Raw genomic sequence first — 25,902 nt, 5'->3', positions numbered from 1 at the left:
CCCCCTCAAGATGAGATTTCCCAATTAGTAAGACCCCTTGAAGACGACGAGGTTGATAGGCCTGGGGTGGAAGTGCAGCAATGCATGGAGCTGACAGGTACTAATCGGTCGAGGGCTTATCCAAAAACAACTCCAAAAAGTGGCGTCAGGCTGAACAAGCCGATCTGAGCACTTGAGGAGACTAAAACGCAAAGCACGTTTCGTATCCAGTTTTCAGGTGATCAAACATCTGAACACGTTTGGTGGCGATGGCGGAGGGGTTCCACGCGTACCCATCCCGAACACGACCGTTAAGCCCTCCAGCGCCGATGGTACTTGGACCGAAGGGTCCTGGGAGACTAGGACGCCGCCAAGCGAACTTTATTCCCTGATAGCTCAGTTGGTAGAGCACTCGACTGTTAATCGAGTTGTCACAGGTTCGAGTCCTGTTCGGGGAGCCATTTCATGGCCCGTTGGTCAAGGGGTTAAGACACCTCCCTTTCACGGAGGTAACAGGGGTTCGAATCCCCTACGGGTCACCATTTCTCTACTTTGTTTTTATCCCAGTAGCACGGAGGCTTAGCTCAGCTGGGAGAGCATCTGCCTTACAAGCAGAGGGTCGGGGGTTCGATCCCCTCAGCCTCCACCATATGATTTTCTTTTACTGACGCGGGGTGGAGCAGCCCGGTAGCTCGTCGGGCTCATAACCCGAAGGCCGCAGGTTCAAATCCTGCCCCCGCAATTATCCCTTCAATGGGATGCTTAACTAGTGTGGAGCCGTGGTGTAGAGGCCTAACATGCCTGCCTGTCACGCAGGAGACCGCGGGTTCGAATCCCGTCGGCTCCGCCATTTACATCTTAAGATTTCGCTTACGCGAGCCATTAGCTCAGTTGGTAGAGCACCTGACTTTTAATCAGGGTGTCGAAGGTTCGAGTCCTTCATGGCTCACCAGTTTTATTTTCTTTTTTTGCGGACGTGGCTCAGCGGTAGAGCATCGCCTTGCCAAGGCGAGGGTCGCGGGTTCGATTCCCGTCGTCCGCTCCATAATGCGCGCCCTTAGCTCAGCTGGATAGAGCGTTTGACTACGAATCAAAAGGTCAGGAGTTCGAATCTCTTAGGGCGCGCCATTCTTTTTATAGGCCGGTGTGGCGGAATTGGCAGACGCGCGCGACTCAAAATCGTGAGGGAAACCGTGGGGGTTCGAGTCCCTTCACCGGCATTTATCGGGACGTAGCTCAGCTTGGTAGAGCACCTGGTTTGGGACCAGGGGGTCGCATGTTCGAATCGTGTCGTCCCGATCCAAAACAGTCATCTTACGGATGGCTGTTTTTTTTATTGGAATTGGAAATGTGAACCGGGGTGCTAAAGGCATTGTATATTTCTAGAAACACGAGGTCAGAATATACAATAAAACTCCGATAGAAGGGGATCCTCGTGAATAAATTTCATCCTTTAAAGTGGCTCGGGAAATGTTGGAGAGCATGGAGACGTAAGGTTTTTACCATCTGTGCGTGCGGTATCGTTGCCTTTATGGCTTGGCTCGGTTTGCCGCTCTCCAAACAAATGGAAAGCCTGATGACCGAAGAACCGCTGGCCCTGGAAGCCCTCGGCAATTGGGTTGCCCCCGATACCTCGGAAGAAGCTGAAGGTTGGCTCGAAGACTTACGGAGGACGAAGCATCTCCGGATTGTACATCTGAACAAGAACTATACCTGCGGACAAGAAAGTTCGGTTCTGGGGTTAATGCGTCCCGAGGAGATTGAGGCATTGGCCAAGCAGCACCCGGAATGGAGCGGGCGTCTTGCCGCCGGCGGCGATGTTTGGTTTGATGAGCAGGTGCAGGGCATGTCGGAAATATGTGAGCGCGACGGTTATGTAGGCATTGATAAGAAGGGATATCTGAGCCTTTTTGAAGGACCGCCCAAACAGGAAAAGGTGATCCGAACCTTTTTTCAGTTGGACGTAGAAACCATGGAGAGCGCTCTGCCTACCGAAGTATTGGAGCAATTGCAAAACGGTATTCGCATCCGGGATATTGAAGAATACAACAGTGTATTATCCACCTTTAGCGACTATGCGGTAGAGGCATCCGAAGGAGCCATGAAGCCAACCGATGAAGAATAAGGAATAGGGCCGCCGCCCGTATTTAAAATAGAGAAGAGTCCAGGGACGTTGCGAGGCAACGTCTCTTTTTTGTTAGCGAAGGGCCTTCGAATTTATATTAAAGTTTTTCCTCAACCCCTTCAAACTTTTGTTATAATGAAGTGAATACATATGTTCGCTTTACCGGACATATCCCGAGGGGCTGGTGCAAACAGCCGGATCGGAGACTTGACTTGAGCAGGCTAGGGAGAGATTGGATTTTGCGAATATTGGGAATCGACCCCGGAATCGCAATTGTCGGTTTCGGTTTTATCGATAAGCAGGGGAGTAAGCTGGTACCCGTTCAATACGGTTGTATTCAGACGGAGGCCCATACGCCGGAGGAAGAGCGGCTGCTTCATGTCTATGAGGGAATGGTACAACTGATCGACAAGTATAAGCCGGATGCGGTTGCTTTGGAGAAGCTGTTTTTTAATCGGAATGTGACAACGGCGATGTCGGTGGGACAGGCCCGGGGAGTGATGGTGCTGGCTGCGGTGCAAAAAGAGTTGCCGGTCTCGGAATATACGCCGATGCAAGTCAAGCAGGCTATCGTCGGGTACGGAAAGGCCGAAAAACGGCAAGTCCAGGAGATGACGAGGATGTTTTTGAAGCTCCAGGCGATTCCCAAACCGGATGATGTAGCCGATGCGCTCGCTGTGGCGATCTGCCACGCACATTCCTGCACTTTAAATTCCAAACTAAATGAGGTATTGCGGTCATGATTGATTTTTTGCGGGGCCAGGTCGCCCATTTTGAAAGTGAATATATCGTACTGGACGTACAAGGGGTAGGGTACCGGGTCTTCTGTCCGAATCCCTATGCCTTTGCCGCCAAAAATCAGGAGATCACTACCGTGTATACGCATCATCACGTCAGAGAAGATGCCATTTTACTGTTCGGCTTCCCGTCCAGGGAGGAACAGCGGCTGTTCCGCAAACTGATCGAAGTGTCGGGGATCGGCCCCAAAGTGGCATTGGGAATTTTAAGCGGAGGCAATCCGGATACCGTGGTCGCCGCGATTCATCAGGAGAATATTTCATTTTTGACGAAGCTGCCGGGTATTGGCAAAAAGACGGCCCAGCGGATGATCCTGGACCTCAAGGACAAGCTGGATGGCATGGGCGGAACCGCCTCGCTGTTCGATCCGGTTCCGGCCGCGGTCGTGTCGGTGGACGGTGTGCCCGGCTGGCCGGAAGCCCGGGAAGGGCTAAAAGCGCTCGGATATACCGATGCCGAACTGGACCGCGTGTGGAACACCTTAAAGGATCAGGTGCATGTGGATGAAGCTGTCGATTCGGTAATGAAAAAGGCCCTCAAGCTGCTGTACGCGGGTTGATCATAGGCTGAAGGAAAGAGGTGCTGAAAAATGGAAGACCGAATCATTTCGGCAAATCTGATGATGGAAGACCAAGCCGTGGAGCTAAGCCTTCGTCCCCGCTATTTGGCGGAATATATCGGCCAGGAACGGATCAAGGAAAATCTTAAAATTTATATAGAAGCGGCCAAAATGCGCAAGGAAGCTCTGGATCATGTACTTCTTTACGGACCGCCGGGGCTGGGAAAAACGACGCTCGCGAATATTATCGCCAATGAACTGGGGGTCAATCTGCGGACGACTTCGGGGCCGGCGATCGAGCGCCCCGGCGATCTGGCGGCTTTGTTAACGAATTTACAGGAAGGCGATGTCCTGTTTATCGACGAAATCCACCGACTGCACCGGACCGTGGAGGAAGTGTTATATCCGGCGATGGAGGATTTTGCGCTGGATATAATGATCGGCAAAGGGCCGAGCGCGCGTTCTGTCCGGTTGGACCTGCCGCCTTTTACCCTGGTAGGCGCCACAACGCGCGCCGGTTTATTGTCCGCGCCGCTGCGCGACCGGTTTGGCGTAGTGAGCCGGCTGGAGTTCTATACCCGCGACGAGCTCAGCTTCATTGTGTCCCGGGGCGCCGACATTCTGGGCATCCCGATCCTGGGAAATGCCTCCGACGAAATCGCGCTTCGCTCGCGGGGGACACCGCGGATTGCCAATCGTCTGCTAAAGCGGGTAAGGGACTACGCCCAGGTTCGCGGAGACGGCATGATTACGCCGGAAATTGCTAAAGAGGCTTTGGAGATGCTGCAGGTAGATCCGATGGGCTTGGATCTGATTGACCATAAGATGCTGCGCGCCATGATCATGAGTTTTCGCGGCGGACCGGTCGGCCTGGACACGATTGCAGCGACCATCGGGGAAGAGAGCCAGACGATCGAGGATGTTTACGAACCGTATCTGCTGCAGATCGGTTATTTGCAGCGGACACCGCGCGGCCGGGTGGTAACACCGGCGGCTTATGCCCACTTGGGGCTTCCTCTGCCGGAACCGCCGAAGTAAAGGGTCGCCTGGCCACCCTGTAATAGGACTGCAACAGCAACATGAGGAGGAGTCGCGACATGAAGAACAAGACGCCGGGGATTTCCCCAAGACTATGGGGAAAAGCTCTTCTGGCCGGACTTTTGCTGGCTGGAGCCCTTCAGCTTCCCGTTTCGGCCGATCGCGGGACAAGCGCTAATGTAAGGGTAGCCATGTTTCTGGATTTCGGAGGCACCTTTAAGTCCACCGTTCCGGCGGTGACCTTGAAAGCTGATTCGGCTTGGGGAGCCGGTCTGCAGACGGGAGGGGACAATTGGGTCCGGCTGTCGGCCGGAGAATCCGCCCGTTTCAGCGTTTCCGGCTATAAGGTAAAGGTCATGGAAAGCACGGACTGGAACACGGTAGCGGCGGCGGTAAAGAAGCTGCAGGCAACCGCCGATAAACCGGTGGCGTTTGAACAGAAACAAGACGGAGGCACCCGCTATCTCATATATACCGGCCCTTACGCAAGCGAGGCGGAAGCCCGGAAAGCCGCGGATCGCACCGCTTCCGCACTTTCCGCCTCGCTAAAAGGCCAACAGCCGTCCGTGCGGGGCGTCCATTATGCTTCCGCCGGGAGCTTTGACAGTAAGGTCGAAGCGGAAGTGGTGCGCGCTTCCCTGGATGTGCCGAACGGAGAAGCGTTCGTGGTGCTTACCGGACCGCAGCAATACAGCGTATGGGCAGGGGGCGCGGCGAATGAGGCAGATCTTGCGGCGTTGAAAGGGCAACTGAACCAAACGGCGCCCCAGCTATCCTGGACTACGGCAAACACGAGTCAGCCCGCGCTGCTTATTCACAGCGACGTTACGCTCAACTTGGCAGCGCCTTCTTCAGTAGATCACTTTGAACTTAGCGGAAGTGAGGCAGCACTGCGGATTGGGGACGATGAAGATTCCTTGATCCAGGTGGCAGAACGATCCAACCGCAAATATCGCGGCGACTTTGAAATTAGCCGCTATAACGGTCAATTGGCCTTGGTTAATGAAGTCCCGCTAGAGCAATATTTATATTCCGTCGTAGCTGCCGAGGTTCCTTCTTCCTGGCCCCAGGAATCCCTGAAGGCGCAGGCGGTGGCCGCCCGAAGTTACGCGCTGTTCAACGCCTCAGCCAATAGATTCAAAGTGGCCGGATTGGTTGACACGACCTTAAGCCAGGTTTATAACGGAGCGGAGAAGGAAGTAAAGAGCGTGAAACAGGCTGTAGACAGCACGGCGGGTGAGGTTCTCACGGTAAACGGCAAAGTCATCGAGGGGATTTTCTCCTCCAACAGCGGCGGGGCCGTAGCGGATTCCTCGGAGGTCTGGAACAGCCTTGATCCGGTATTTTCCTACGTGCCGAGCGAGGAGGATCAGGCGGCGCAGGCCGGTTTGAAATCCTGGTATTACGTCCTTTTATCGAGCGGTAAGACAGGCTATATTCGGCAAGACCAAGCGGAATTAACAGGCGGCTCAACCGCCGCCGGATTAAAGAAACTGACCGCCAAGTCGAATTCGGTCATGGTCAGACCGCTGCCATTGATTCAATCGGGAGTGGACCCCGTCGCCAAAATCAATCTGGGCGACCAGGCGATCGTCCTCGGTGAACAGGTTGAATCAAACGCCTATGCCTGGATTCGGGGTCCCTTCAGTTCGGCGCAATTGGAGAAATCGTTGAAAGGCAAAACGAGCACCCCGGTACCTTCGCCCATCAACAGTCTTGAGGTCACTCAAAGAGGGCCGTCCGGTCGGGTTACCCAGGTCAAAGCCAACGGCCAAATTGTGGATGTCAAATATCCCGACGCCTTGCGTTCGGCTTTGAACGGCTTACCGAGTACCCTGTTTGATATTGTGCCTACCGGACGTTATACTTTACAAGGTGCGGATGGTGTTGTCGCCAGCAAAAAGGCATCTGAGGGCGTTCAAGTCATGACGGCTTCCGGTACCAAGAACTTGTCCGGCGGAAACCTCGTTGTTATGGACAGTAGCGGCGCGGCTCGTGTCGTGGACGATACCCAGGCGTTTTTGTTTATAGGTAAAGGAAACGGCCATGGTCTGGGATTATCCCAATGGGGAGCCAAAGGAATGGCCGACGCCGGGTATGATTATCGGAAAATCTTGCAACACTACTATCAAAATGTGACTATTGTCAAGGAATGAAGGCTAATTATGAATGTAGACCTGTACGATTTTGAGCTTCCGGAAGAACTGATTGCCCAGACGCCGCTTGCGGATCGTACCGCTTCCCGGCTGCTGGCCTTGAATAAACAAGACGGAAGCATACAGCATCATACGTTTTCGGACATCGTGGATTATTTGCAGCCGGGCGATACCTTGGTCTTGAATGATACTCGCGTAATTCCCGCCCGACTATTCGGGGTCAAGGAGGATACCGGGGCCAAAGCGGAAGTTCTCCTGCTGAAAAATTTGGGAGAAGATCGCTGGGAGGCCTTGGTCAAGCCCGGTAAAAAATTAAAAACCGGAGCGGTCATCGTGTTCGGCGAAGAGCTGAAGGCGACGATTGAACAGGAAGGTGAAATGGGCGGTCGTGTGCTTCGTTTTTCCTATCAAGGGATTTTTCACGAAATTCTCGACCGCTTGGGGCAAATGCCCCTCCCGCCTTATATCAAGGAGAAGCTGGATGACCGGGAAAGATATCAGACGGTTTACTCGAAGCATGAAGGCTCGGCGGCCGCTCCGACGGCCGGACTTCATTTTACGGAAGACCTGCTGGATGAGATTCGAAAAAAAAGGATCGATATTGCTTTTGTGACGCTGCATGTCGGGCTTGGAACGTTCCGCCCGATGTCGGTCGATCGCGTTGAGGATCATGTAATGCATGAGGAATATTATGTTCTGCCGCAAGAAACCGCGGATTTGTTGAACGAGACGAAGGCGAGAGGCGGCCGGATTATCGCCGTAGGAACGACATCCGCGCGGACGCTGGAAACGGTGGCGCAGAAATGCGGGAATGGTCCGGTGGTTCAAAGCAGCGGTTGGACCGGAATCTTTATCTATCCCGGTTATCAATTCGGGCTGGTGGATGCGCTCATCACCAATTTTCACCTCCCGAAGTCAACGCTGGTTATGCTGGTCAGCGCCTTGGCGGGCCGGGAGACAATCTTGAAGGCTTACCGGGAAGCGGTTGAGCATCGATACCGGTTCTTCAGTTTTGGGGACGCCATGTTTATTTACTAAAAGCTATAGAGGATGGATGATAGATGGCTGCAGCGATAACTTACGAACACATCAAAACCTGCAAACAATCGGGGGCCAGACTGGGGCGTGTGCATACGCCGCACGGCAGTTTCGATACCCCCGTTTTTATGCCGGTCGGAACACAGGCTACCGTCAAAACGATGAGCCCGGAAGAGCTTAAGGAAATGGATGCGCGGATTATTTTAAGCAATACGTATCACCTGTTCCTTCGTCCGGGGCACGACATCGTCCGGGAGGCGGGCGGGCTGCACAAATTTATGAATTGGGATCGCGCCATCCTGACGGATAGCGGCGGATTTCAGGTTTTTTCCCTGAGTGAAATGCGAAAGATTACGGAGGAAGGCGTGCATTTTCGTTCCCACCTGAACGGAGACAAGCTGTTTCTTTCCCCCGAGGTCGCCATGGAAATTCAGAACGCGCTCGGCTCCGATATTATGATGGCATTTGACGAATGTCCGCCTTATCCGGCGGATTACGATTATGTCAAGAAATCCACGGAACGGACAAGCCGCTGGGCCGAACGCTGCCTGAAGAGCAACGCTCGACCGCATGACCAAGGGCTCTTTGCCATCGTGCAGGGCGGCATGTATGAAGATTTGCGCAAGCAGAGCGCCAAAGATTTGACTTCCCTGGATTTCCCGGGGTATGCTATTGGTGGACTGAGTGTGGGTGAACCAAAGCATTTGATGTATGAAGTGTTGGACTATACGGTGCCTCTGTTGCCGATGGACAAGCCCCGCTATCTGATGGGCGTCGGTTCGCCGGATGCGCTGATTGAGGGCGCGATTCGGGGAGTCGATATGTTTGACTGCGTATTGCCGACACGGATTGCCCGCAACGGCACCACGATGACGAGCCAAGGAAGACTGGTCGTCCGAAACGCTCAGTATGCCAAAGACTTCGGACCTCTGGACCCGGAATGCGACTGCTACACCTGCCGGAACTATTCCCGCGCTTATCTTCGTCATCTGATCAAAGCCGACGAAACGTTCGGACTCCGGCTGACTACATATCATAATCTGCATTTCTTGATCAAACTGATGGATAACGTTCGCCAGGCGATCATGGATGACAGATTGCTGGATTTCCGGGATGAGTTTTTCGAAAAGTATGGTCTTTTTGGCAACGAAAAAGGATTTTAAAGATTCGGATATACCATGAAAGGGGGAAAAATGGGATGTTCCATCAATTTTACGCGGCAACACCGGCGGCCGGTGCACCGGGAACAGGGGGACTGCTTTCGTTCATCCTGCCGCTTGTGATTATGTTTGCCGTGTTCTACTTTTTGCTGATCCGTCCTCAGAAGAAAAAACAGCAAACCCGCAATACGATGCTCAACGCGCTGCAAAAAGGGGATAAAATCGTCACGATCGGCGGCCTGCACGGCTCGATTGTAGAATTGACCGATGATACGGTTGTCATTCGCGTCAACGATGTAACGAAAATGACGTTCGACCGCAATGCCATCAGCCACCGGGTGGATGAAAAGGCATAGCCTTACGGTGTGAACTTGAAAGAGCCTGAAGTCAAAACTTCAGGCTCTTTTTTTCGACCAATCGGAAGAGGGGAGGGACGGATTCACACTTCGATCAAGGCGCCGGGCCCATTTTAAACCAAGGCCGGATGCCAAAGTGGCGAGAAGCAGTCCGCCGATCATATCCGTTAGCCAGTGAATGCCCAGGTAAAAGATGGAGAAAACGATAATAGCCGCGCTTGCCGTAGCCGCGATCGCCCATTTCCGGTTTCCCGAACGGATCGCGAGCATCGCCATCGAAACCGAGACCGAGGTATGCAGGCTGGGAAAGCAGTTGTTAATCCCCGAAAGGGGACGGTAAAGCGTATTGAATTCCGGAAAAGCCTCCAGCATGTAGAACGCTGCTCCCGATGGCGGATAGGACCATACTTCGTTGACCGGAAACAGCGCATAGAAGGGGAGCGCGACCAAATAATTCAGCATAACCGTACAGCAAGTGGCATATACGAAAAGCTGCCGGCCGTCTCCGGCATAAATAAACAAAGAGGCTAAAATAAGCGCTTGAAATACGACCAGATAAAAGAACGACACGACCAAAGTTACCCCAGGGGCATGAAAAAGCTGCTGAAAAAAGGAAACAAAGTGGCCTTCCAGTTGGAATACCCAGGGCGTAAAATCAGCGGAATAGCTGTAATTTTGTTCCCAGGTCAATTCCAGGCTGTTTAACAGAAGCACAGCCACCATCATCGCCACCACGAGAAGCAATTTTCTGGATTTGACCAACAAGCTTAGCATAGCGGTCGCCGCGGTCCATAAAGAACGCGTACAGCAAAGTAGAACAAGAAGAAGAAATACCACCGCCGTTAGCAAGGAAATTGTAGACATCGAATGAAACTGCACGATCAAGCCTCCTACTATAGATCATCATCACTATGAAAGATTACCATAGTAGAGAGACGGGGAGTTTGCAGTTCCGTTACTTTTTCGTAAAGTTCACGCCAAATACCCCGCCGACGGCACCCAGAAGCAGCGAAGGAATGAGCAGCGCAAACTCCTGAACCCCCAGGGCATGATCCAGAGCCAGAAAACTGACAAGAAGCAACAGCAATCCGTACAGCCCCCCTGTAATAGAGCCTTGGTACAATCCTTTATGCCCGGCTTTTTTTCCGGAAACCAGCCCTCCTGCCAGCAGAGAAATCCCGTGTACCAGATAGGTATACCAAGTGAGTTCCTCTTCTTCCAAAATCCCGGATTGAAGCAGCAGCGACAAGATTAAGGCACCGATCATCATCCACAGAAAAGCGTACCATAATCCGGAAACAGTAGGATGAGAAAAGCGGAATGAGAACATACGGCGAATGAGATGCATGGCAAGTTCCTCCATTCGATATTGTTAACCCATTTTATGGCCAAGCCGGGAGCGTTATGACTGAACGTCCAAAAATCAGGAATAAATTGTTTGGCATGTTAGCGGGAAGCGAAAGCCAGAATACAGGTACACCCCATTTTTGAGAAATGACGGGAGGGAACAGTTATGGCCGGGCATATCACACATCTTTCACTTGTCGTTTTTCGAACGGTATTGATGTATGTATTGGTTTTCGGAGTCATGCGGATTATGGGGAAAAGAGAAATCGGCCAGCTGTCCATCTTTGATCTGGTCATTTCGATTATGATTGCGGAAATCGCGGTTTTCGCTCTGGAAGATCCGGAACGACCTCTATATGACGGGATTGTTCCGATGATCACGTTGCTGCTTATCCAAATCGGCATTGCCGTCTTGTCCTTGAGGTTTCGCAAGGTGCGGCTTTGGTTCGATGGCGAGCCGAGCGTCATTATCCGTAACGGGGATATCAATCAGAAAGAAATGAGAAAGCAGCGCTATAACATCGATGACTTGTTGATGCAGCTGCGGTCTCAAAATATAGACAGCGTGGCCGATGTGGAGTTTGCCGTGCTGGAAACCAGCGGAAAGCTCAGCGTGCTGCCGAAAGATAAAACACTGGCCGGCGAGCACCCCGCCAAAGATGGCAAGAGCAAGGAAGCGGTATTCCCGTCGCTCGTTCCTAAGGTAAAATATGAAGCGCTGCCCCTGCCACTGATTTTGGACGGAAAAGTGGACGATCACAATTTGAAACAAATCGGAAAAACCCGGTTCTGGTTGAAAAATCAAATTCAGGCCAAGGGGGTCCAGGATTTCAAGGATGTCTTTTTCTGTTCGATCGATCATAGGGGCAGATTTTACTTCAATCGAAAGAAGAACGACTAGGAGATTTCTAGGCCTTGAACCATCTCCGGAATAGGGGGAGGCGTTTAAGATCATGCAAATCCACGAGCCCCAGCAAACCGGATAAAATCAAATACAAAATACCCGAGAGCGAGACGGAGGTCAGAAATTGAACTCCTGCGTTACCACCCATGGGAACTTCATAGTAGAGATAAGAGGCGGCACCGGCCATGATGATCATCGCACAACAGACTTTGACCAGATCCAGCAACGGCAACCGGTAATTTAACGTTTTGGCGACGCTTTGCCCATGGAGTACAGTGACGATCACAAAGTTGACGATGATGGCAAGAATGGCCCCATAAATGCCTAGCGACGGATTTGAAGCCAGGTAAAAAATAAGAACAATTTTAACGATCGCTCCAATCAGCGTGTTGACGAGAGCCCTTCCCGGCTTATCCAGCGCTTGCAGTGTTGCCTGCAGCGGGGTTTGGACGTACAGCAGGAGCGCGAAAGGGGCCATCAGTTTCAGCATGCCCGCTATATCCCCATCATTATAGACCAACTCGCAAAGTGGTCCGGCCAAAACATACATAACCGCAGCGAAGGGGGCGCCCGTCACCAGGGCTAGCCGGATGGATTGATGCAATCGCAAGTGAATCGTTCGGTGATCCCCCCGCGCTTGCGCCTCCGCCAATGAAGGAACCAGGGAAACCGCCAGGGCGGAGGTCAAGGCCCCCGGCAGCAAAAGCAAGGGAATAACCATGCCCTGCAGCGCTCCGTACTGGGCGGTGGCCACGGCGGTAGCAACCCCTGCAATCGCTAGACTTTGCGCGGTAGTAATGGACTCCAGCAAATAGGACAGCGAGCCGACAAGGCGACCTCCGGTAACCGGAATGGCGATACGCAGAATTTTGCGGAGCATTGCGGAAAAACTCTTAACCCGGGTGGCTGGCGCGGTTACGGAGATCTCCGGGGTTCCTTGCGCCTTCTTTTCCCGACGTTTCAGCCGGTGATACTGCCATAGCAAGACCGCCATTCCGGCCATTTCACCGACAACGACACCAAGCATGGCCCCGGCTGCGGCATATTCGATTCCCATCGGCAGCAGCAGAAAGGAAAACCACAGCACGCAAATGATCCGGGCTACCGTCTCCAGAATGGAGGATACGGCCGAAGGAATCATGTCTTGCTTCCCTTGAAAATAGCCGCGGAATACGGAGGAAATGGCAACGATGACAATCATCGGGCTCATGGCCAGGAAAGTCTGATATACCCGCGGATCCGTCAAAATATAGCGCGTGACCAAAGGAGCCCCCACAATGCACAGGACCGTAAAAAACAACCCGGCCCCGGTTGCAAAAATCAGGCTTGTTCGCAAGATGGCTTTGGACCGCTCGGGGACGCCGGCCGATTCCGCCTCGGCGACCAGCTTGGCGACAGCCAGCGGGATGCCTCCGGCGATCAGCGTGACGATCACGAGAAAGAACGGATAACCAAGCTGGTAGAGGCCGACGCCTTCGGCTCCGATGACCCGGGGAAGCAAAATTCGCGGAATAAACCCGAGAATACGATTGATTATACTTGCGGCCAGCAGAATCATCGTGCCCTGGATAAAGGTCTGTTTGTTCAAATGGGATTCCCTCTCTCCTTATTAAGCGGCTTTGCGTGCATGCAAGACCCGCGGTTGTTAATAACCATATGCCGGTCCTGTCCCACTTCATGACTTGTCTTTTTGGGTCTTTATGCAGGAATCCAAAAAATAAGGTAGAATGTAATAAGACGGGGAGATAGAAGGAGGCATCATGATGGCTGAAGATGAAATGAGCGAAAAGCAGTTAAACGAAGCAATCGAAAGCCTTTGCGTCAGCAAAGCGGAGGAGTTCCGGTTAATCGGGTATGAGCATGTTACCGGCCGGGATATCTGGGAGTGCGTCAGCCAGAAATACGAGAAAGAAGGCTTCCCGCCATTGTATCAGTTAGTGAATGATATCCTTTCTTTAAAAGCGACCCAGTTTATGAACTATATGACGATTTCCGCATTTCGTGGATCCCGTTTCGAATGAAAGGGGTCTTTTTTGTGATGGAATTTTAACCACTGTTTAAAAACCGACATAATTTGATAAATTGACGCTCATTTCAGGCATAGCTATAATAGGAATATTGAGAATTGAAAGGGGAAGGAAGCACGGGATGAAAAGAATCTTTGCATTCGTAACCGTCGTGGTTGTGATTTCCGGCCTTATGGTCTGGTCAACCCCCGGATTGCTGAAAAGTGTACATCTCGGACTGGACCTGAAAGGCGGGTTCGAGATTTTGTATGAGGCTTCGCCGATGAAAGGCGGAGAGGAAGTATCCAGACAATCGCTGTTAAAAACCGCTCAGAGCCTGGAAGACCGGGCCAATAAGCTGGGAACCAGCGAACCGGAAGTTACGACGGAAGGGACGAACCGCATACGTCTGAAACTGGCAGGTGTGACCGATGAGGCCGAAGTCCGCAAGTTGATGAAGGAACCGGCTTCTTTGACTTTCCGTAGTAAGGACGGGACGGAAAAATCGGAAAACGAGTACAACAAAATCGAAATGATCGGGACGGACTTTGTCGAGAACGCGGCCAAGCTGGAAGTTAACTCGATGAACGAGCCGATCGTGAGCATCAAAGTCAAGGACAAGAAGAAATTTGCGGAGATTACGCAGCGTTTAATCGGTCAACCGCTCGCTATTTACATGAATGATAAGTTGATTTCCGACCCCATCGTACAAAACGTACTAACGGAGGGTACCGCCACAATCACCGTGGGGGGAGACCGAGAGAAAGCCAAGGAAGTCCGCGATAACATCAACCTGGGCGCTTTGCCCCTGAAGCTGACCGAGAAATATACGCAAAGCGTCGGCGCTACGCTGGGCAAGCAATCCCTCGATAAGACGATCGAAGCCGGATTGATCGCTTCCGCATTCATCTTGCTGTTTATGGTGGGCATGTACCGGGTTCCCGGTCTGGTAGCCGCCTTCACGCTGATCGTCCATACATGGCTGTTGATACTCGTCTTTGAATGGGCGGATTTCACGCTGACGTTACCGGGGATTGCAGCCCTCATTCTCGGGGTCGGGATGGCGGTCGACGCCAACATTATAACCAATGAACGGATTCATGAAGAAATGAAGAGTGGCAAGAGCGTGATGTCCGCCGTCAAAGCCGGGGATAAGCACTCCTTCCGGACCGTTATGGACTCGCAAATCACAACGATCATTGTCGCGGCCGTAATGTACTGGTTTGGAACCGGCGCGGTCAAAGGCTTTGCGCTTGTGCTTATCGTAGAGATCGTGCTGAGTATCGCAACGAACATTTACCTCTCCCGCTTCCTGTTGAACCTGCTGCTTAAAGCCGGTAAACTGTTGAAGCCGAAGTACTTCGGTGTAAAGGAGAGTGATATACGTGAGCTTTAAGAAAACCTTGGACTATGTACATCTTAGCAAGTATTTTTATATATTTTCGATCGCTCTGACCCTTGCCGGAATTATTTGTTTGTCCGTATTTGGGCTGAATTACAGCGTAGATTTCAGAGCCGGCTCCAATGTGGATATCACGTTGACCAAGGGGATCACCGCGGAGCAAGTAAAGCCGATTCTGGACAAGCTGAAGATCTCGGATGAAGCGACAATAAGTCCCGGCGAGGAACGGATGAATATCCGGTTTACCAAGGTGTTGAATGAGGACCAGGAATCCCAATTGAAGCAGGAGATAACGAAGCTTGATGAGAAAGCCTCCTTTGAGGTGAACACGGTCGATCCGGAAATGGCCAAGGAATTGGCTCGCAACGCGATCTATGCCGTCCTGATCTCCTGTCTGGGCATTATCGTTTACGTCAGTATCCGTTTCGAATGGAGATTTGCCTTGGCGGCGATTGTCTCCCTGCTGCATGATGCATTTATGGTCGTTTCGGTGTTCTCGATTTTCCGCTTGGAAGTCGATTTGACCTTTATCGTTGCCGTTTTGACGATTATCGGGTATTCGATTAACGATACGATCGTAATTTTTGACCGGATTCGTGAGAATTTGCGCTTCAGCAAGCTGAAAACCCGTCAGGACCTGGTCGAATTGGTCAACCGAAGCGTCTCGCAAACCATTATGCGTTCGATTTACACCGCATTAACGGTATTTGTGGCTGCCTTCTTCCTTTTCCTGCTCGGTGGAGAATCGATCCGGATGTTTTCGCTGGCGATGGTTATCGGGCTCTTGTTCGGGGCATATTCCTCGATCTTCATCGCAAGCCCGTTGTGGTTCGTTTTGAAGAGCAAGCAGAAAAACAAGCCGGCCAAGGCGTCTTAAGAGGCCGCTTAGCCTTTTGTTTGGTATAATAGAGCCGCGTCGAATCTTGACGCGGCTTTCCCTCTCTTTACGTAAAAATGTCTCAGGAGGATTCATATGTCGCGCGAACAAGCCGCTCCAACCAATTCCGCAGTATGGCTCGGTATCGCTAATCATATTGTTTTAGCCGCATTTAAGGGCACGATCGGTGTGCTCTTCGACAGCAGGGCGCTGCTGGCGGGCGCGCTGCATTCGGCCGCGGACGGGGCCGCCCTGGTTTGTGAGAAACTCAAGCTGCCAAGACAAGCGAAAAAGAACGGGGAATCCCGGCGGTCCGGTGCCGGAAAAGCCGGGGAGCCGCTTCTGGCCATCTTTTTGTCCGTGTTCCTGCTGATGGGAAGCTTTCAAATGGGCATTTCCTCCATCGGCGAGATATCCCAAGGAAAGATAGCTCCCCCCGGCGCCTTGGCCGGCGTGGCTATCGTCATCTCGATTGCGCTGAAGGAAGCGCTGTTCCAATACCAGTACCGCCAGCTTCGGAGGTCTAAAGGCGAACAGGTTCAGGGGTTGGTCGATTCGCACAGACATTCCCTTTACGCCTCGGTCGCCGTATTGATCGGCGTATTCGGCGCGATGACCGGCCAGGAGATGGGAGTGCCCGTGCTGCTTTATCTGGACCCGGCCGCATCGCTGCTCGTGTCCGTCATGGTGCTGTGGCGAGTGTATCGCATGATTCTGGGAACCGTATACGGTTCTTTGATTTCGGACATCCAGGAAGAGGACGCCTCCCTGTTCGTCGAGACGGTTCAGCGGGTGCATGGGGTCATCACGGTGGACGAACTGAAAGCCAAGGAAAACGGTCATTATGTAACGGTTACCGCCAGAATCAGTGTAAATCCGCGGATCACCGTCCTGGAAGCCAATGAGATCGCCACACGGGCAAAGGTATTGCTGATGACCCGGTTCACGCATATCAGCGAGGTAAGCATTCAGGTGTTTCCGTATGATCCCGGTTATCCTTACAAAAGCAATTTCGAAGGTGCCGGCGATGATCTGCCGACCTTGCTTCAGTAGGAAAGGGTCTTAGAAAGAAGGTGTTAGAGGCTTGATTCAACCGAGATATCAATGGAAAATACTCCCCAACGACCGGGATGCTGCCGCGGAATTGGAGCGGAAACTGAAGCTTCCATCGCTAGTCGCTTCTTTACTGGTGACCCGGGGATTAACCGATGCGGACGAAGCCGCAGCATTTCTCAAAGGGACTATGGGAGATTTACATGATCCGTTTCTGCTGAGCGGAATGCGAGAGGCGGTCCCGCGAATTCGGAAAGCCCTGGAGCATGGGGAGCGCATTTTGATATATGGCGATTATGACGCGGACGGGGTATCCTCGACGGCGTTGATGATTTGTTTAATGAGACATCTAAAGGCTGACTTCGAGTATTACATCCCCCACCGTTCCAAAGAGGGGTATGGACTGCATCTTCCGCCTTTACAGCAGGCCCGGGAACGCGGGGTCACGCTGGTGATTACGGTGGATACGGGGATCAGCGCCTTCGAACAGATCGCCTTTGCCAAGGAAGCCGGAATGGACGTGATTGTTACCGACCATCATGAGCCGCCTGCCCGGCTGCCGGAAGCCTTCGCATTGATCAACCCCAAGCTGCCTTATTGTCCTTATCCCTTTAAAGGACTGGCCGGAGTAGGGGTGGCGTATAAATTGGCCACGGCCCTTCTCGGGAAAGAAGTGCCCGCATCCTGGACGGAGCTTGCCGCTTTGGGCACCATTGCCGATTTAATGCCGCTTACGGGCGAGAACCGGGCGATCGTCCGCTCCGGTCTGGCGTCCATGGCGGATTCACCTTTTCCGGGGATGACCGCTCTGTTAAAAATTGCGGGCTGGAAAGCGGGGGAAGTCACGGCTATGAACGTGGCCTTTGGATTGGCGCCGCGAATCAATGCCAGCGGACGGATGAGCCATGCGGACCGCGCGGTGAAACTGCTGGTTACCGAACTGGCGGAGGAAGCGGAAGCGGCGGCTCTTGAACTTGACATCCTGAACAAAGAACGGCAGGAACTGGTGGAGCAAATCGTTCAGGAGGCCCTGCTCGGCCTGGAAGCAAAGGCGGCGGCGGGAAAGCTGCCGGATGTGATTGTCGTGGCCGGGGAAGGATGGAACGTCGGCGTCGTGGGCATCGTCGCTTCCAAAATCCTGGAGAGATACTACCGGCCAACCCTGGTGCTCGGCATTCACCCCGAGACGGGAGAATGCAAAGGCTCGGCCCGTTCGATTCCCGGTTTTGATATATACGAGGCCCTGACGGAATGTGCCGATCTTCTGGATCATTTCGGCGGGCACCCTTCGGCTGCCGGAATGTCGCTTTCCCGCGAGAATCTGGCCGACTTTGAGCGGCGCTTGAATGAGTTTGCCGCAGGTGTGCTGAAGCCGGAGCACTTTGTTCCGACAATGGTGAACGATTTGGAGTGCTCTTTGTCGGATATCACCCTATCGGTCATTGAGCAGATGGAAACTTTGGCTCCTTTCGGAATGGGCAACCCCTGTCCCCGCTTGTTGATCCGCGGTGCGAAGCTGGTGGACTGCAAGCCGATCGGAAAAGACGGCAAGCATTTACGGCTTACGGTCGCCCAGAACAACACAACGATGGAGGCGGTAGCTTTCGGAAAAGGGGAGCTGGCCATCATGCTGGCCGAGGAGGCGGAGCTCGATATCGTCGCGGAGGCGGGAATTAATGAGTGGAACGGCTCGCGGAAACCGCAATTGCTGATTCAAGACATCGCCGTGTCCCATCTGCAGGTGCATGATTTCCGCGGCTTTGGCAAGCCGGCAGCCAAACTGAACGAGTTGACCGAAGAACTCTTGAAATGCCCGGGATTCCGTGCGGAATCCGTTGCGGCGCTGCTCAACCCGGACTCCGAAATTTTGGAGCGTCCGGAATTGAATCCTGCCTCGCTTTGGGTATATGATAGGAGAGTCGGTGCCGTACCGGCAAAATCCCGCGATCCCGAAACGGGAGCCCGGGAAGTGACCACACTTTTTTTGCTGGAGCTGCCGAAAACTCCCGTGGATTGGAACCGCATACTGGGATTATTCGGGGCTTTGGAAAGGGTTTATCTGCTTCATCCGAAAACCCCGCCTCAGGAGCTGCTGGAGCCGCCGACCCGAGACCAGTTCAAGCAGGTGTATGCTTTGCTCCGAAGCTTTGCGGCCGAGGGGCAGCCGGAAGAGAAGCTGATTTCCGCCATGATGGCCAGAACGCGGTTATCCAGACGCATGTTGGCCCTTACCATGGACGTTTTTGAAGAGCTTGGCTTTATTGCACGGACTTCGGGAATAGTAACCGTAATGCCATCCCCGTCCAAGCGCCCGCTGGAATCATCCGCAAGGTACATGGAGCTGGGGCTGCTTGCGGAAACGGAGCAGATGCTGCTCAGGGCCAAGGTTTCCCAGATTACCGAATGGTTGCAAACCCGGATTCAAGGAGCTTCATAGCTATATACCATATACTTATTAGCGTTTCGCATACCTAGGAGGAGATTGTATTGGATTTTAAAGATTACATCCGGGTCATTCCCGATTTTCCGCAGCCGGGAATCAGCTTCAAAGATATTACGACCTTGCTGAATGACGGTGAGAAATACCGGCTTGCTATTGAAAAACTAAAAAGCCTGGTGTCCCACCTGAAGATCGATCTGATCGCCGGCCCGGAAGCCCGCGGCTTTGTCGTCGGCGCGCCGCTCGCTTACGCCCTGGGCGTCGGGTTCGTCCCGATCCGCAAAAGCGGGAAGCTGCCTTACGAAACCATCGAGGTCGGCTACGATCTGGAATACGGCAAGGACAAACTGGCGATGCATACGGATGCGGTTAAACCGGGGCAGAATGTGCTGATTGCCGATGATCTATTGGCAACCGGCGGTACGATCTCGACCTCGGTCGACCTGGTCCGCAAGCTGGGAGGAAACGTAGTCGGAACCGCTTTCCTGATCGAACTGGGCGACTTGAACGGCCGGGCCAAGCTGCCGGGAATCGACGTCTTCACCCTCGTCCATTACGATTTCTAACCATCGCTTAAGCGATAAGAACAACGTCTATCGACGTACATTTATAATCTAAACAAAAAGAGCTATCTTCCCGAACCGTGAACGGTTCGGAAAGCATAGCTCTTTTGCATAACTCCTAGTGGGCCGCTTCATCCTTGTCATTGGACCATCCGAGCACCTGGAACAGCTTGAAGAACAGGCTGAGCAGGATGCCGACAATCGTAGCGAGAGCCATCCCCTTCAACTCTACGTTGCCCATAACCAACTTGGTGCCGCTGAGGCCGACAACCAGGACGACGGTAGCGAGCAGCATGTTGGTCGGTTTGGAGAAGTCGACTTTCTGTTCCACGAAAATCCGCAGCCCCGATGCGGCGATCACGCCGAACAGCAGCAGGGAGACACCGCCCATGACCGCGGGAGGAATATAAGCGATAATGGCCGAGAACTTGCCCGAGAATGAGAGCAGGATGGCAAAAAACGCCGCACCGCCGACGACAAAGACGGAGTAAACCTTGGTCAGCGCCATAACCCCGATATTTTCTCCATAAGTAGTATTAGGCGTCGAACCGACAAAGCCGGACAGGATCGTCGACAAGCCGTTGCCGAGCAGAGAGCGGTGTAGGCCGGGATCCTTGGACAAATCTTTGCCGACGATATTGCTCGTTACGAGCAAATGGCCGATATGCTCCACGATCACGACCAGCGCGACGGGGATGATGGTGATGATTACAGAGGGATCCCACTGCGGCGTAGTGACGGTAGGGAGCGAAAACCATTTCGCCTTGGCGATCGCCGCGGTGTTTACCTCGCCCATAAAATAGGCGGTCACGTAGCCGACCACGATTCCGATCAGAATATGAATAATTTTCGGGAATCCGCGAAACAGGACCGCGCCGAGAACCGTTACGCCAAGGGTGAGCAGGGACAGCAGAATTGTCGGAGGGTCGGGTGTCCAAGGCTCTGTCGGATTGGTGGAAATCCATCCGGCCATACCGGCGGCAACCGGGATCAATTCAAGCCCGATCAGGGCAACGATAGCGCCCATGGCGGCCGGAGGGAACACGACGTCAATCCAGCCGGTCCCCGCGTATTTGGCGATAAGACCAACGGCGATGAAGATCAGACCGGTGATAATAAAAGCGCCCAAAGCCAGTGCAAAACCGTTGCCCGCATCCGCATGGGAAATCAGCACGCTCTGAACGGGGGAGATAAACGCAAAGCTCGAACCCAGGTAAGCGGGGATTTTCCCCTTACAGATTAAAATGTAGAGCAGCGTACCGATCCCGTTCATCAGCAGGATCATGCCCGGATCGACGCCGAACAAATTCGGCACCAGCACGGTGCTGCCGAACATCGCAAACAGATGCTGCAGGCTCAGCAGGACGCCGGGGGCGAAAGGAACTTTTTCATTCACTTGAATTTCACGTTGCAAACGGGGTCACTCCTCTATTTTTCCGCTTATTGAAGACCATCCTTAATAGATTATAGAGATTGATGACATTTTTCAACAGAAAATTTAATGCCCTTTCGGGATTCCTTTACAGATTCTCCTAAAGCGAATCGTTGCATACTTTAAATTCGGGGCAGGTTTGCTGGATTTGGATACCACGTCTTCAAGTGTTGACGGAAGAGAACGCAAGAGTCATAATTATAGGAAATCAAAATTGGGGGAAAAATGTCCTCTTACATGCAGTTATCCCGTTTATTTTCATATAGAAAGGACTCGAGCAGGATTCAATGGGCATAGAGCGATTACTTGAAAAGGCGTCCGCCTATATTAAAGAACCCGATTTGGAGCGCGTCCGGGAAGCCTATGATTTCGCGGAGCAGGCCCATCACGGACAAGTGCGGAAATCCGGCGAACCTTATATTCTGCATCCCTTGGCTGTTGCGGAAATTGTCGTAAGCATGCAGATGGACATTTTGTCCATCATTGCGGCGCTTCTTCATGATGTCGTGGAGGACACTACGGTTTCCCTCAAAGAAATCGAAGAGAACTTCGGCAAGGATTGCGCCCTGCTCGTGGACGGATTGACGAAGCTGGAACGCATCAAGTTCCGGTCCAAGGAAGAGCAGCAAAATGAAAATTACCGGAAAATGTTCATCGCGATGGCGCAGGACATCCGGGTGATCGTCATCAAGCTGGCCGACCGCCTCCACAATATGCGCACGCTGAAATACCAATCCGAGGAAAGTCAGCGCCGCATCGCCTATGAGACGCTGGAGATCTTTTGTCCGATTGCGAACCGGCTCGGGATTTCGGCGATCAAATGGGAAATGGAAGATATCGCGCTGAGATATTTGAATCCGCAGCAATACTACCGGATCGCGAATTTAATGCGGAAGAAAAGAGCGGAACGCGAGGAATACATCGAAAGCGTGATTTCGCGGATTGCCGAAAAGCTGGACGAGATGGGCGTGGAAGCCGATCTATCCGGCCGTCCCAAGCATATTTACAGCGTCTACAAGAAGATGACCACGAAGAACAAGCAGTTCAATGAAATCTACGATCTGCTGGCGATTCGGATCATCGTGGACAATATTAAAGATTGTTATGCGACCCTGGGGATCATTCACACCTTGTGGAAGCCGATGCCGGGGCGCTTTAAGGATTATATCGCCATGCCGAAGGCCAATATGTACCAGTCGCTCCATACGACGGTCGTAGGGCCGAACGGCGAGCCGACGGAAGTGCAGATCCGCACCTGGGAGATGCACCGGACGGCGGAATACGGTATCGCGGCGCACTGGGCGTACAAGGAAGGACCCGAAACCGGGGGTCCGGAGAGGAAAATGACCTTCTTCAACGAAATTCTGGAGCTTCAACACGAGGCCAAGGATGCGTCCGAATTCGTGGAATCGTTGAAGATGGATTTTTTCACGGATCTGGTCTTTGTGTTTACGCCATCCGGCGAAGTCATCGAGTTGCCTTCGGGTTCCGTCCCTTTGGATTTCGCGTACCGGATTCATACGGAGGTCGGCAACCGGACGATCGGCGCGAAGGTCAACGGCCGTATCGTGCCGCTGGACCATCGGCTGAAAACCGGAGATATCGTCGAAATTTTAACTTCGAAGCATTCATACGGGCCGAGTCAGGATTGGCTCAAGATCGCCCAGTCCTCACACGCGCGCAGCAAGATTAAGCAGTGGTTCAAGAAAGAGAAGCGCGAGGAGAACGTCGAGAAAGGCCGCGAAGCAATTGAGCGCGAGCTGAAGCGCGCGGGAATCGAGCCTTCCGCCTGGATGTCGGACGACAAGCTGATGGAGGCCTGCAAGAAGTTTGCTTTTAACGATGTGGACGACATGTTGTCCGCCGTCGGATTCGGCGGAATTACGGCCGCACAGATCTGCACAAAGCTTACGGAGAAGCTGCGCAAGGAGCAGGAGGAGAGTCATTCGATCGAGCTGACTTCCGAAGTGAAGGAAGTGAAAGCGGCCGAGGAACGGAAGCCCCGCCCAACCAACGGGGTGGTCGTCAAGGGGATCGACAACCTGCTTGTGCGGTTTGCCAGATGCTGCAATCCGGTGCCGGGCGACGATATCGTCGGCTATATTACCCGGGGGCGCGGCGTTTCCGTGCATCGCAGCGATTGTCCGAATATCCCGAACGGAAGCGATGGGGAAGAAGCGGCCCGCGTGATTGAGGTGGAATGGGAGCGTGCCATCGAGGCCAACTACAGTGTCGATATCGAGATTACGGGGCACGACCGCCGGAATTTCCTCAATGAGGTGCTGCAGGCGGTTTCCGAAAGCAAGACGAATATCTCCGCGGTCTCGGGACGCTCGGACAAAAACAAAATGGCCTTGGTGCATATGACGATTCTGATCCGGAATACCGATCATTTGCAATCTGTCGTGGAAAAAATCAAGCGGGTGAAGGATGTATACACCGTGCATCGGATCATGCAGTAAAAGGAAACCGGCCTTTACCCGCTTTTGAGGGAGCCAGAAAGAAATGAAAATTGTCGTTCAACGCTGCAAGCGTGCCAAGGTTACGGTTGCCGGAGAAACCGTAGGTTCGATCGGGCCCGGTCTGATGCTGCTCGTCGGGGTGACCCACGAGGATACGGAGAAGGATGCCGCTTACCTGGCGGAGAAAGTCGCCGGCCTGCGCATCTTTGAAGATGCCGAAGGGAAGATGAATCTTAGCGTGACGGACGCGGGCGGCGCCATTTTGTCAGTGTCCCAGTTCACACTTTACGGGGATTGCCGGAAAGGCAAACGGCCGAGCTTTATAGCGGCGGCTCGTCCGGAAACGGCGGCCCCTCTTTATGACCGGTTCAATGAGTTATTGCGTCAAAAAGGGCTTGTCGTCGAAACCGGACGGTTCGGGGCGGATATGGATGTAGAGTTGACCAACTGGGGGCCGGTTACCCTGATCCTTGAGCACCCCGCGCCCGCGGATGGAAACGGGAGCCAGGGATAGGCCGGATGCTTATTGGACAACCTTAGGGTGACAGTGAAAAATCGTCCCTTTTAAAGGAGTCCGATCCAACCGATGCGCCAATCCATGAAATCCAGGGTCTGGCAGAGCCTACCGCTGATGCCTGCGGGACACCGCGGCGAGGCCTGGACGACGATGCGCCTGGCCGAAGAGGAACAACTTTATCATGTCCGTCAGATCAAGCCTTCCGGCGAGTATATTCCCAGGCCCGGAAGCTGACGAGGAAGGCACCGGAGAAAAGTTCCGGTGCCTTTTTTGTGTTAGATCCGCCCTGTTATAATCTCCTTACGTTCGGGTAATAACAAAGCAAAAGATATTTCGGGAGGGAATGGAGAAATGAGCAAGGTTGCATTTTTACTGGCAAACCAGTTTGAAGATTCGGAAATGCAGGTGCCCTATGATGAAGTGAAGAAGGCCGGACATCAAGCCGATATCATCGGACTAAAGGCCGGTGAAACGCTGAAAGGCAAGCAGGGAAAGGCGGAATACACGGCGGAGAAGGCTATTTCCGAAGTCAACGCCGAGGACTATGATGCTGTGGTGATACCGGGCGGTTCCTCCCCGGAAAACCTGCGGCTCGACGCCGATATTCAGAAATTTGTGACACGGGCCAACGCTTCGGGAAAACCGATCGCGGCGATTTGCCACGGTCCGCAGATTCTGATCAGCGCCGGATTGCTCAAAGGAAGAACCGTCACCTGCTATCCGCCGCTTCAAGATGATGTGGTCAATGCCGGGGCGGAATTTCGCGACGAAGAAGTCATTGTGGACGGCAATTTTGTTACATCGCGCACTCCGAAGGACGAGCCGGCCTTCGTGCGGGAGCTGTTAAAGAAGCTGTAACCGGTCATTCTCCGAGCGGTTGATATACATGGATGGTCGGGACGGCAAATCCAATGCGTTCTAAAGGAGAGATCGACATGTCCAAGCATATTCAGGCTTATTTCAAGAGTGAAGATCAGGCGGAGGGAGCAAGGATCAGCTTGCTTCCGTATGAAACGGAACAACTGGAGGTCGGAGCGCTGGATCGGTCGATCGGCCGAAACAGCAATATTCTCGTTCCGCTGCTGCCCCTTAACGGATCCGGGGTCGATACCGGCGGAACTTACGGATCGGTCGGCGTGCCGGGCACCGTGTCCGCACAAGGGGTCGTCCCCGTTGTGGCCATGGCGGGCCGTACCGACGATAACGAGCCGGTATCCGGGGAACGGGAGCGTGCGCAAGGAGATGTTCCCGGGTCTGGCCCAGTCGTGGACGTAACCCGTACGGACGAGGGAGATTACGATGACCTGAAATATGTGTTGACCGCCAAGGTCCGGGATAACGACTATGACGACATCGTGAGAAAGCTGCGGATGCAAGGCGCCTATGTGGAGCATTTGGATTAGGCAGGCAACACTATGATGCTTTGTAATGAAACTGTAATATTCGGTTCATGTTCCTTTAACATAGCCTGTTTATAATAACAGCATGACCCCCTTTTAATATATTTACCTTTTGGACCTGTGCCCCGTTGGTACAGGTTTTTTCTTTGGGTTGGGCTTGACTTTGTTTCTGCATTTCCTTAAAATCAGGAAATATACAGTTTCAAACCGATTTGATGACGGGACAAAGTAATTCAACCCCACACCCGCAGAGAGGAATCCCTGCCCGGAAGGCCCGCGATTGTTTGGAG

General features: G+C 53.0%; 24 protein-coding genes, 10 tRNA genes and 2 rRNA genes. 32 read left to right on the top strand and 4 right to left on the bottom strand.

Annotated features, from left to right (window positions below):
* From V4U84_RS22860 to yajC, 20 genes are all read left to right on the top strand, one after another.
* A 23S ribosomal RNA gene (locus V4U84_RS22860) occupies positions 1 to 124 on the top strand; the annotation flags it as partial.
* A gap of 114 nt (positions 125 to 238) precedes the next feature.
* Positions 239 to 355: ribosomal RNA gene (gene rrf / locus V4U84_RS22855) — 5S ribosomal RNA — on the top strand.
* Positions 356 to 364: 9 nt separating this feature from the next.
* Positions 365 to 440, top strand: a tRNA-Asn gene (locus V4U84_RS22850).
* A 6-nt stretch (positions 441 to 446) separates the two neighbouring features.
* Positions 447 to 521, top strand: a tRNA-Glu gene (locus V4U84_RS22845).
* A gap of 31 nt (positions 522 to 552) precedes the next feature.
* Positions 553 to 628, top strand: a tRNA-Val gene (locus tag V4U84_RS22840).
* A gap of 19 nt (positions 629 to 647) precedes the next feature.
* Positions 648 to 721: transfer RNA gene (locus V4U84_RS22835), tRNA-Met, on the top strand.
* A gap of 31 nt (positions 722 to 752) precedes the next feature.
* Positions 753 to 829: transfer RNA gene (locus V4U84_RS22830), tRNA-Asp, on the top strand.
* Positions 830 to 855: 26 nt separating this feature from the next.
* Positions 856 to 931: transfer RNA gene (locus tag V4U84_RS22825), tRNA-Lys, on the top strand.
* Positions 932 to 949: 18 nt separating this feature from the next.
* A tRNA-Gly gene (locus tag V4U84_RS22820) sits at positions 950 to 1,024 on the top strand.
* A 6-nt stretch (positions 1,025 to 1,030) separates the two neighbouring features.
* Positions 1,031 to 1,107, top strand: a tRNA-Arg gene (locus V4U84_RS22815).
* A 12-nt stretch (positions 1,108 to 1,119) separates the two neighbouring features.
* A tRNA-Leu gene (locus tag V4U84_RS22810) sits at positions 1,120 to 1,199 on the top strand.
* A 5-nt stretch (positions 1,200 to 1,204) separates the two neighbouring features.
* Positions 1,205 to 1,278: transfer RNA gene (locus tag V4U84_RS22805), tRNA-Pro, on the top strand.
* 136 nt (positions 1,279 to 1,414) lie between these two features.
* Positions 1,415 to 2,104: a BofC C-terminal domain-containing protein gene (locus V4U84_RS22800; protein WP_334075671.1), complete on the top strand. Its 690-nt coding sequence runs from the start codon at positions 1,415 to 1,417 to the stop codon at positions 2,102 to 2,104.
* Between the two features lie 239 nt (positions 2,105 to 2,343).
* Positions 2,344 to 2,847: a crossover junction endodeoxyribonuclease RuvC gene (gene ruvC, locus V4U84_RS22795; RefSeq protein WP_334075670.1), complete on the top strand. Its 504-nt coding sequence runs from the start codon at positions 2,344 to 2,346 to the stop codon at positions 2,845 to 2,847.
* A complete protein-coding gene (gene ruvA / locus V4U84_RS22790) occupies positions 2,844 to 3,461 on the top strand; it encodes a Holliday junction branch migration protein RuvA (protein ID WP_334078037.1) in 618 nt (205 codons plus the stop codon). The genes ruvC and ruvA overlap by 4 nt, the downstream gene beginning before the upstream one ends.
* Before the next feature lie 30 nt (positions 3,462 to 3,491).
* Positions 3,492 to 4,499, top strand: coding sequence for a Holliday junction branch migration DNA helicase RuvB (ruvB, locus tag V4U84_RS22785; protein WP_334075668.1), 1,008 nt, complete (start codon positions 3,492 to 3,494; stop codon positions 4,497 to 4,499).
* 59 nt (positions 4,500 to 4,558) lie between these two features.
* Entirely contained in the window at positions 4,559 to 6,655 is a 2,097-nt protein-coding gene (locus V4U84_RS22780) for a SpoIID/LytB domain-containing protein (protein ID WP_334075667.1), read from the top strand.
* 9 nt (positions 6,656 to 6,664) lie between these two features.
* Positions 6,665 to 7,693, top strand: coding sequence for a tRNA preQ1(34) S-adenosylmethionine ribosyltransferase-isomerase QueA (queA, locus tag V4U84_RS22775; RefSeq protein ID WP_334075666.1), 1,029 nt, complete (start codon positions 6,665 to 6,667; stop codon positions 7,691 to 7,693).
* A 23-nt stretch (positions 7,694 to 7,716) separates the two neighbouring features.
* Positions 7,717 to 8,856 carry a tRNA guanosine(34) transglycosylase Tgt gene (tgt, locus tag V4U84_RS22770; RefSeq protein WP_334078036.1) on the top strand — a complete coding sequence of 380 codons (1,140 nt, stop codon included), beginning with the start codon at positions 7,717 to 7,719 and terminating at the stop codon, positions 8,854 to 8,856.
* 35 nt (positions 8,857 to 8,891) lie between these two features.
* Entirely contained in the window at positions 8,892 to 9,209 is a 318-nt protein-coding gene (gene yajC / locus V4U84_RS22765) for a preprotein translocase subunit YajC (protein WP_334075664.1), read from the top strand.
* A gap of 39 nt (positions 9,210 to 9,248) precedes the next feature.
* Here yajC and V4U84_RS22760 read toward each other — a convergent pair whose 3' ends face one another.
* Positions 9,249 to 10,088 carry a phosphatase PAP2 family protein gene (locus V4U84_RS22760; RefSeq protein WP_334078035.1) on the bottom strand — a complete coding sequence of 280 codons (840 nt, stop codon included), beginning with the start codon at positions 10,086 to 10,088 and terminating at the stop codon, positions 9,249 to 9,251.
* A gap of 76 nt (positions 10,089 to 10,164) precedes the next feature.
* A complete protein-coding gene (locus tag V4U84_RS22755) occupies positions 10,165 to 10,557 on the bottom strand; it encodes a TIGR04086 family membrane protein (protein ID WP_334075662.1) in 393 nt (130 codons plus the stop codon).
* A 165-nt stretch (positions 10,558 to 10,722) separates the two neighbouring features.
* On the opposite strand from V4U84_RS22755, the gene V4U84_RS22750 reads away from it, so the two are divergent.
* Positions 10,723 to 11,457 carry a DUF421 domain-containing protein gene (locus V4U84_RS22750; protein WP_334078034.1) on the top strand — a complete coding sequence of 245 codons (735 nt, stop codon included), beginning with the start codon at positions 10,723 to 10,725 and terminating at the stop codon, positions 11,455 to 11,457.
* Between the two features lie 7 nt (positions 11,458 to 11,464).
* Here V4U84_RS22750 and spoVB read toward each other — a convergent pair whose 3' ends face one another.
* Complete coding sequence (spoVB, locus tag V4U84_RS22745) at positions 11,465 to 13,048, bottom strand: stage V sporulation protein B (protein WP_334078033.1); 1,584 nt, start codon at positions 13,046 to 13,048, stop codon at positions 11,465 to 11,467.
* Between the two features lie 175 nt (positions 13,049 to 13,223).
* Between spoVB and V4U84_RS22740 the strand changes: the two genes are divergently transcribed.
* The 6 genes from V4U84_RS22740 (at position 13,224) to V4U84_RS22715 (ending at position 19,804) form a co-directional block, all read left to right on the top strand.
* Positions 13,224 to 13,481 (top strand): post-transcriptional regulator, encoded by a 258-nt coding sequence (locus V4U84_RS22740; protein ID WP_334075682.1) that lies wholly within the window; start codon positions 13,224 to 13,226, stop codon positions 13,479 to 13,481.
* Positions 13,482 to 13,608: 127 nt separating this feature from the next.
* Positions 13,609 to 14,862: a protein translocase subunit SecD gene (gene secD, locus V4U84_RS22735; protein ID WP_334078032.1), complete on the top strand. Its 1,254-nt coding sequence runs from the start codon at positions 13,609 to 13,611 to the stop codon at positions 14,860 to 14,862.
* The gene (gene secF, locus V4U84_RS22730) at positions 14,852 to 15,745 is read left to right on the top strand and encodes a protein translocase subunit SecF (protein WP_334078031.1); all 894 of its coding nucleotides are present in this window, start codon (positions 14,852 to 14,854) and stop codon (positions 15,743 to 15,745) included. The genes secD and secF overlap by 11 nt, the downstream gene beginning before the upstream one ends.
* Before the next feature lie 96 nt (positions 15,746 to 15,841).
* Positions 15,842 to 16,798 (top strand): cation diffusion facilitator family transporter, encoded by a 957-nt coding sequence (locus V4U84_RS22725; RefSeq protein WP_334078030.1) that lies wholly within the window; start codon positions 15,842 to 15,844, stop codon positions 16,796 to 16,798.
* Between the two features lie 31 nt (positions 16,799 to 16,829).
* Positions 16,830 to 19,235, top strand: a complete 2,406-nt coding sequence (gene recJ, locus V4U84_RS22720) for a single-stranded-DNA-specific exonuclease RecJ (RefSeq protein ID WP_334078029.1) — start codon at positions 16,830 to 16,832, stop codon at positions 19,233 to 19,235.
* 50 nt (positions 19,236 to 19,285) lie between these two features.
* A complete protein-coding gene (locus V4U84_RS22715; protein WP_334078028.1) occupies positions 19,286 to 19,804 on the top strand; it encodes an adenine phosphoribosyltransferase in 519 nt (172 codons plus the stop codon).
* A gap of 115 nt (positions 19,805 to 19,919) precedes the next feature.
* On the opposite strand, the gene uraA is transcribed toward V4U84_RS22715, so the two are convergent.
* Positions 19,920 to 21,215, bottom strand: a complete 1,296-nt coding sequence (gene uraA / locus V4U84_RS22710) for a uracil permease (RefSeq protein ID WP_334078027.1) — start codon at positions 21,213 to 21,215, stop codon at positions 19,920 to 19,922.
* 305 nt (positions 21,216 to 21,520) lie between these two features.
* Between uraA and V4U84_RS22705 the strand changes: the two genes are divergently transcribed.
* The 5 genes from V4U84_RS22705 to V4U84_RS22685 all read left to right on the top strand — a co-directional run bounded on the left by V4U84_RS22705 (position 21,521) and on the right by V4U84_RS22685 (position 25,615).
* Positions 21,521 to 23,695, top strand: a complete 2,175-nt coding sequence (locus V4U84_RS22705; RefSeq protein WP_334075653.1) for a RelA/SpoT family protein — start codon at positions 21,521 to 21,523, stop codon at positions 23,693 to 23,695.
* 43 nt (positions 23,696 to 23,738) lie between these two features.
* Positions 23,739 to 24,209 (top strand): D-aminoacyl-tRNA deacylase, encoded by a 471-nt coding sequence (dtd, locus tag V4U84_RS22700; protein ID WP_334075652.1) that lies wholly within the window; start codon positions 23,739 to 23,741, stop codon positions 24,207 to 24,209.
* A gap of 72 nt (positions 24,210 to 24,281) precedes the next feature.
* Positions 24,282 to 24,446 (top strand): hypothetical protein, encoded by a 165-nt coding sequence (locus V4U84_RS22695; RefSeq protein WP_334075651.1) that lies wholly within the window; start codon positions 24,282 to 24,284, stop codon positions 24,444 to 24,446.
* 117 nt (positions 24,447 to 24,563) lie between these two features.
* A complete protein-coding gene (locus V4U84_RS22690; RefSeq protein WP_334075650.1) occupies positions 24,564 to 25,070 on the top strand; it encodes a type 1 glutamine amidotransferase domain-containing protein in 507 nt (168 codons plus the stop codon).
* Between the two features lie 77 nt (positions 25,071 to 25,147).
* Complete coding sequence (locus V4U84_RS22685; RefSeq protein WP_334078026.1) at positions 25,148 to 25,615, top strand: hypothetical protein; 468 nt, start codon at positions 25,148 to 25,150, stop codon at positions 25,613 to 25,615.
* Positions 25,616 to 25,902 lie beyond the last annotated feature (287 nt).

Source organism: Paenibacillus sanfengchensis (assembly GCF_036864765.1).
In the GTDB taxonomy this organism is placed as follows: Bacteria; Bacillota; Bacilli; order Paenibacillales; family Paenibacillaceae; genus Fontibacillus; species Fontibacillus sanfengchensis.
Note: the sequence above shows the minus strand (reverse complement) of the source record. Positions and strands in the feature narration are given on the sequence as shown.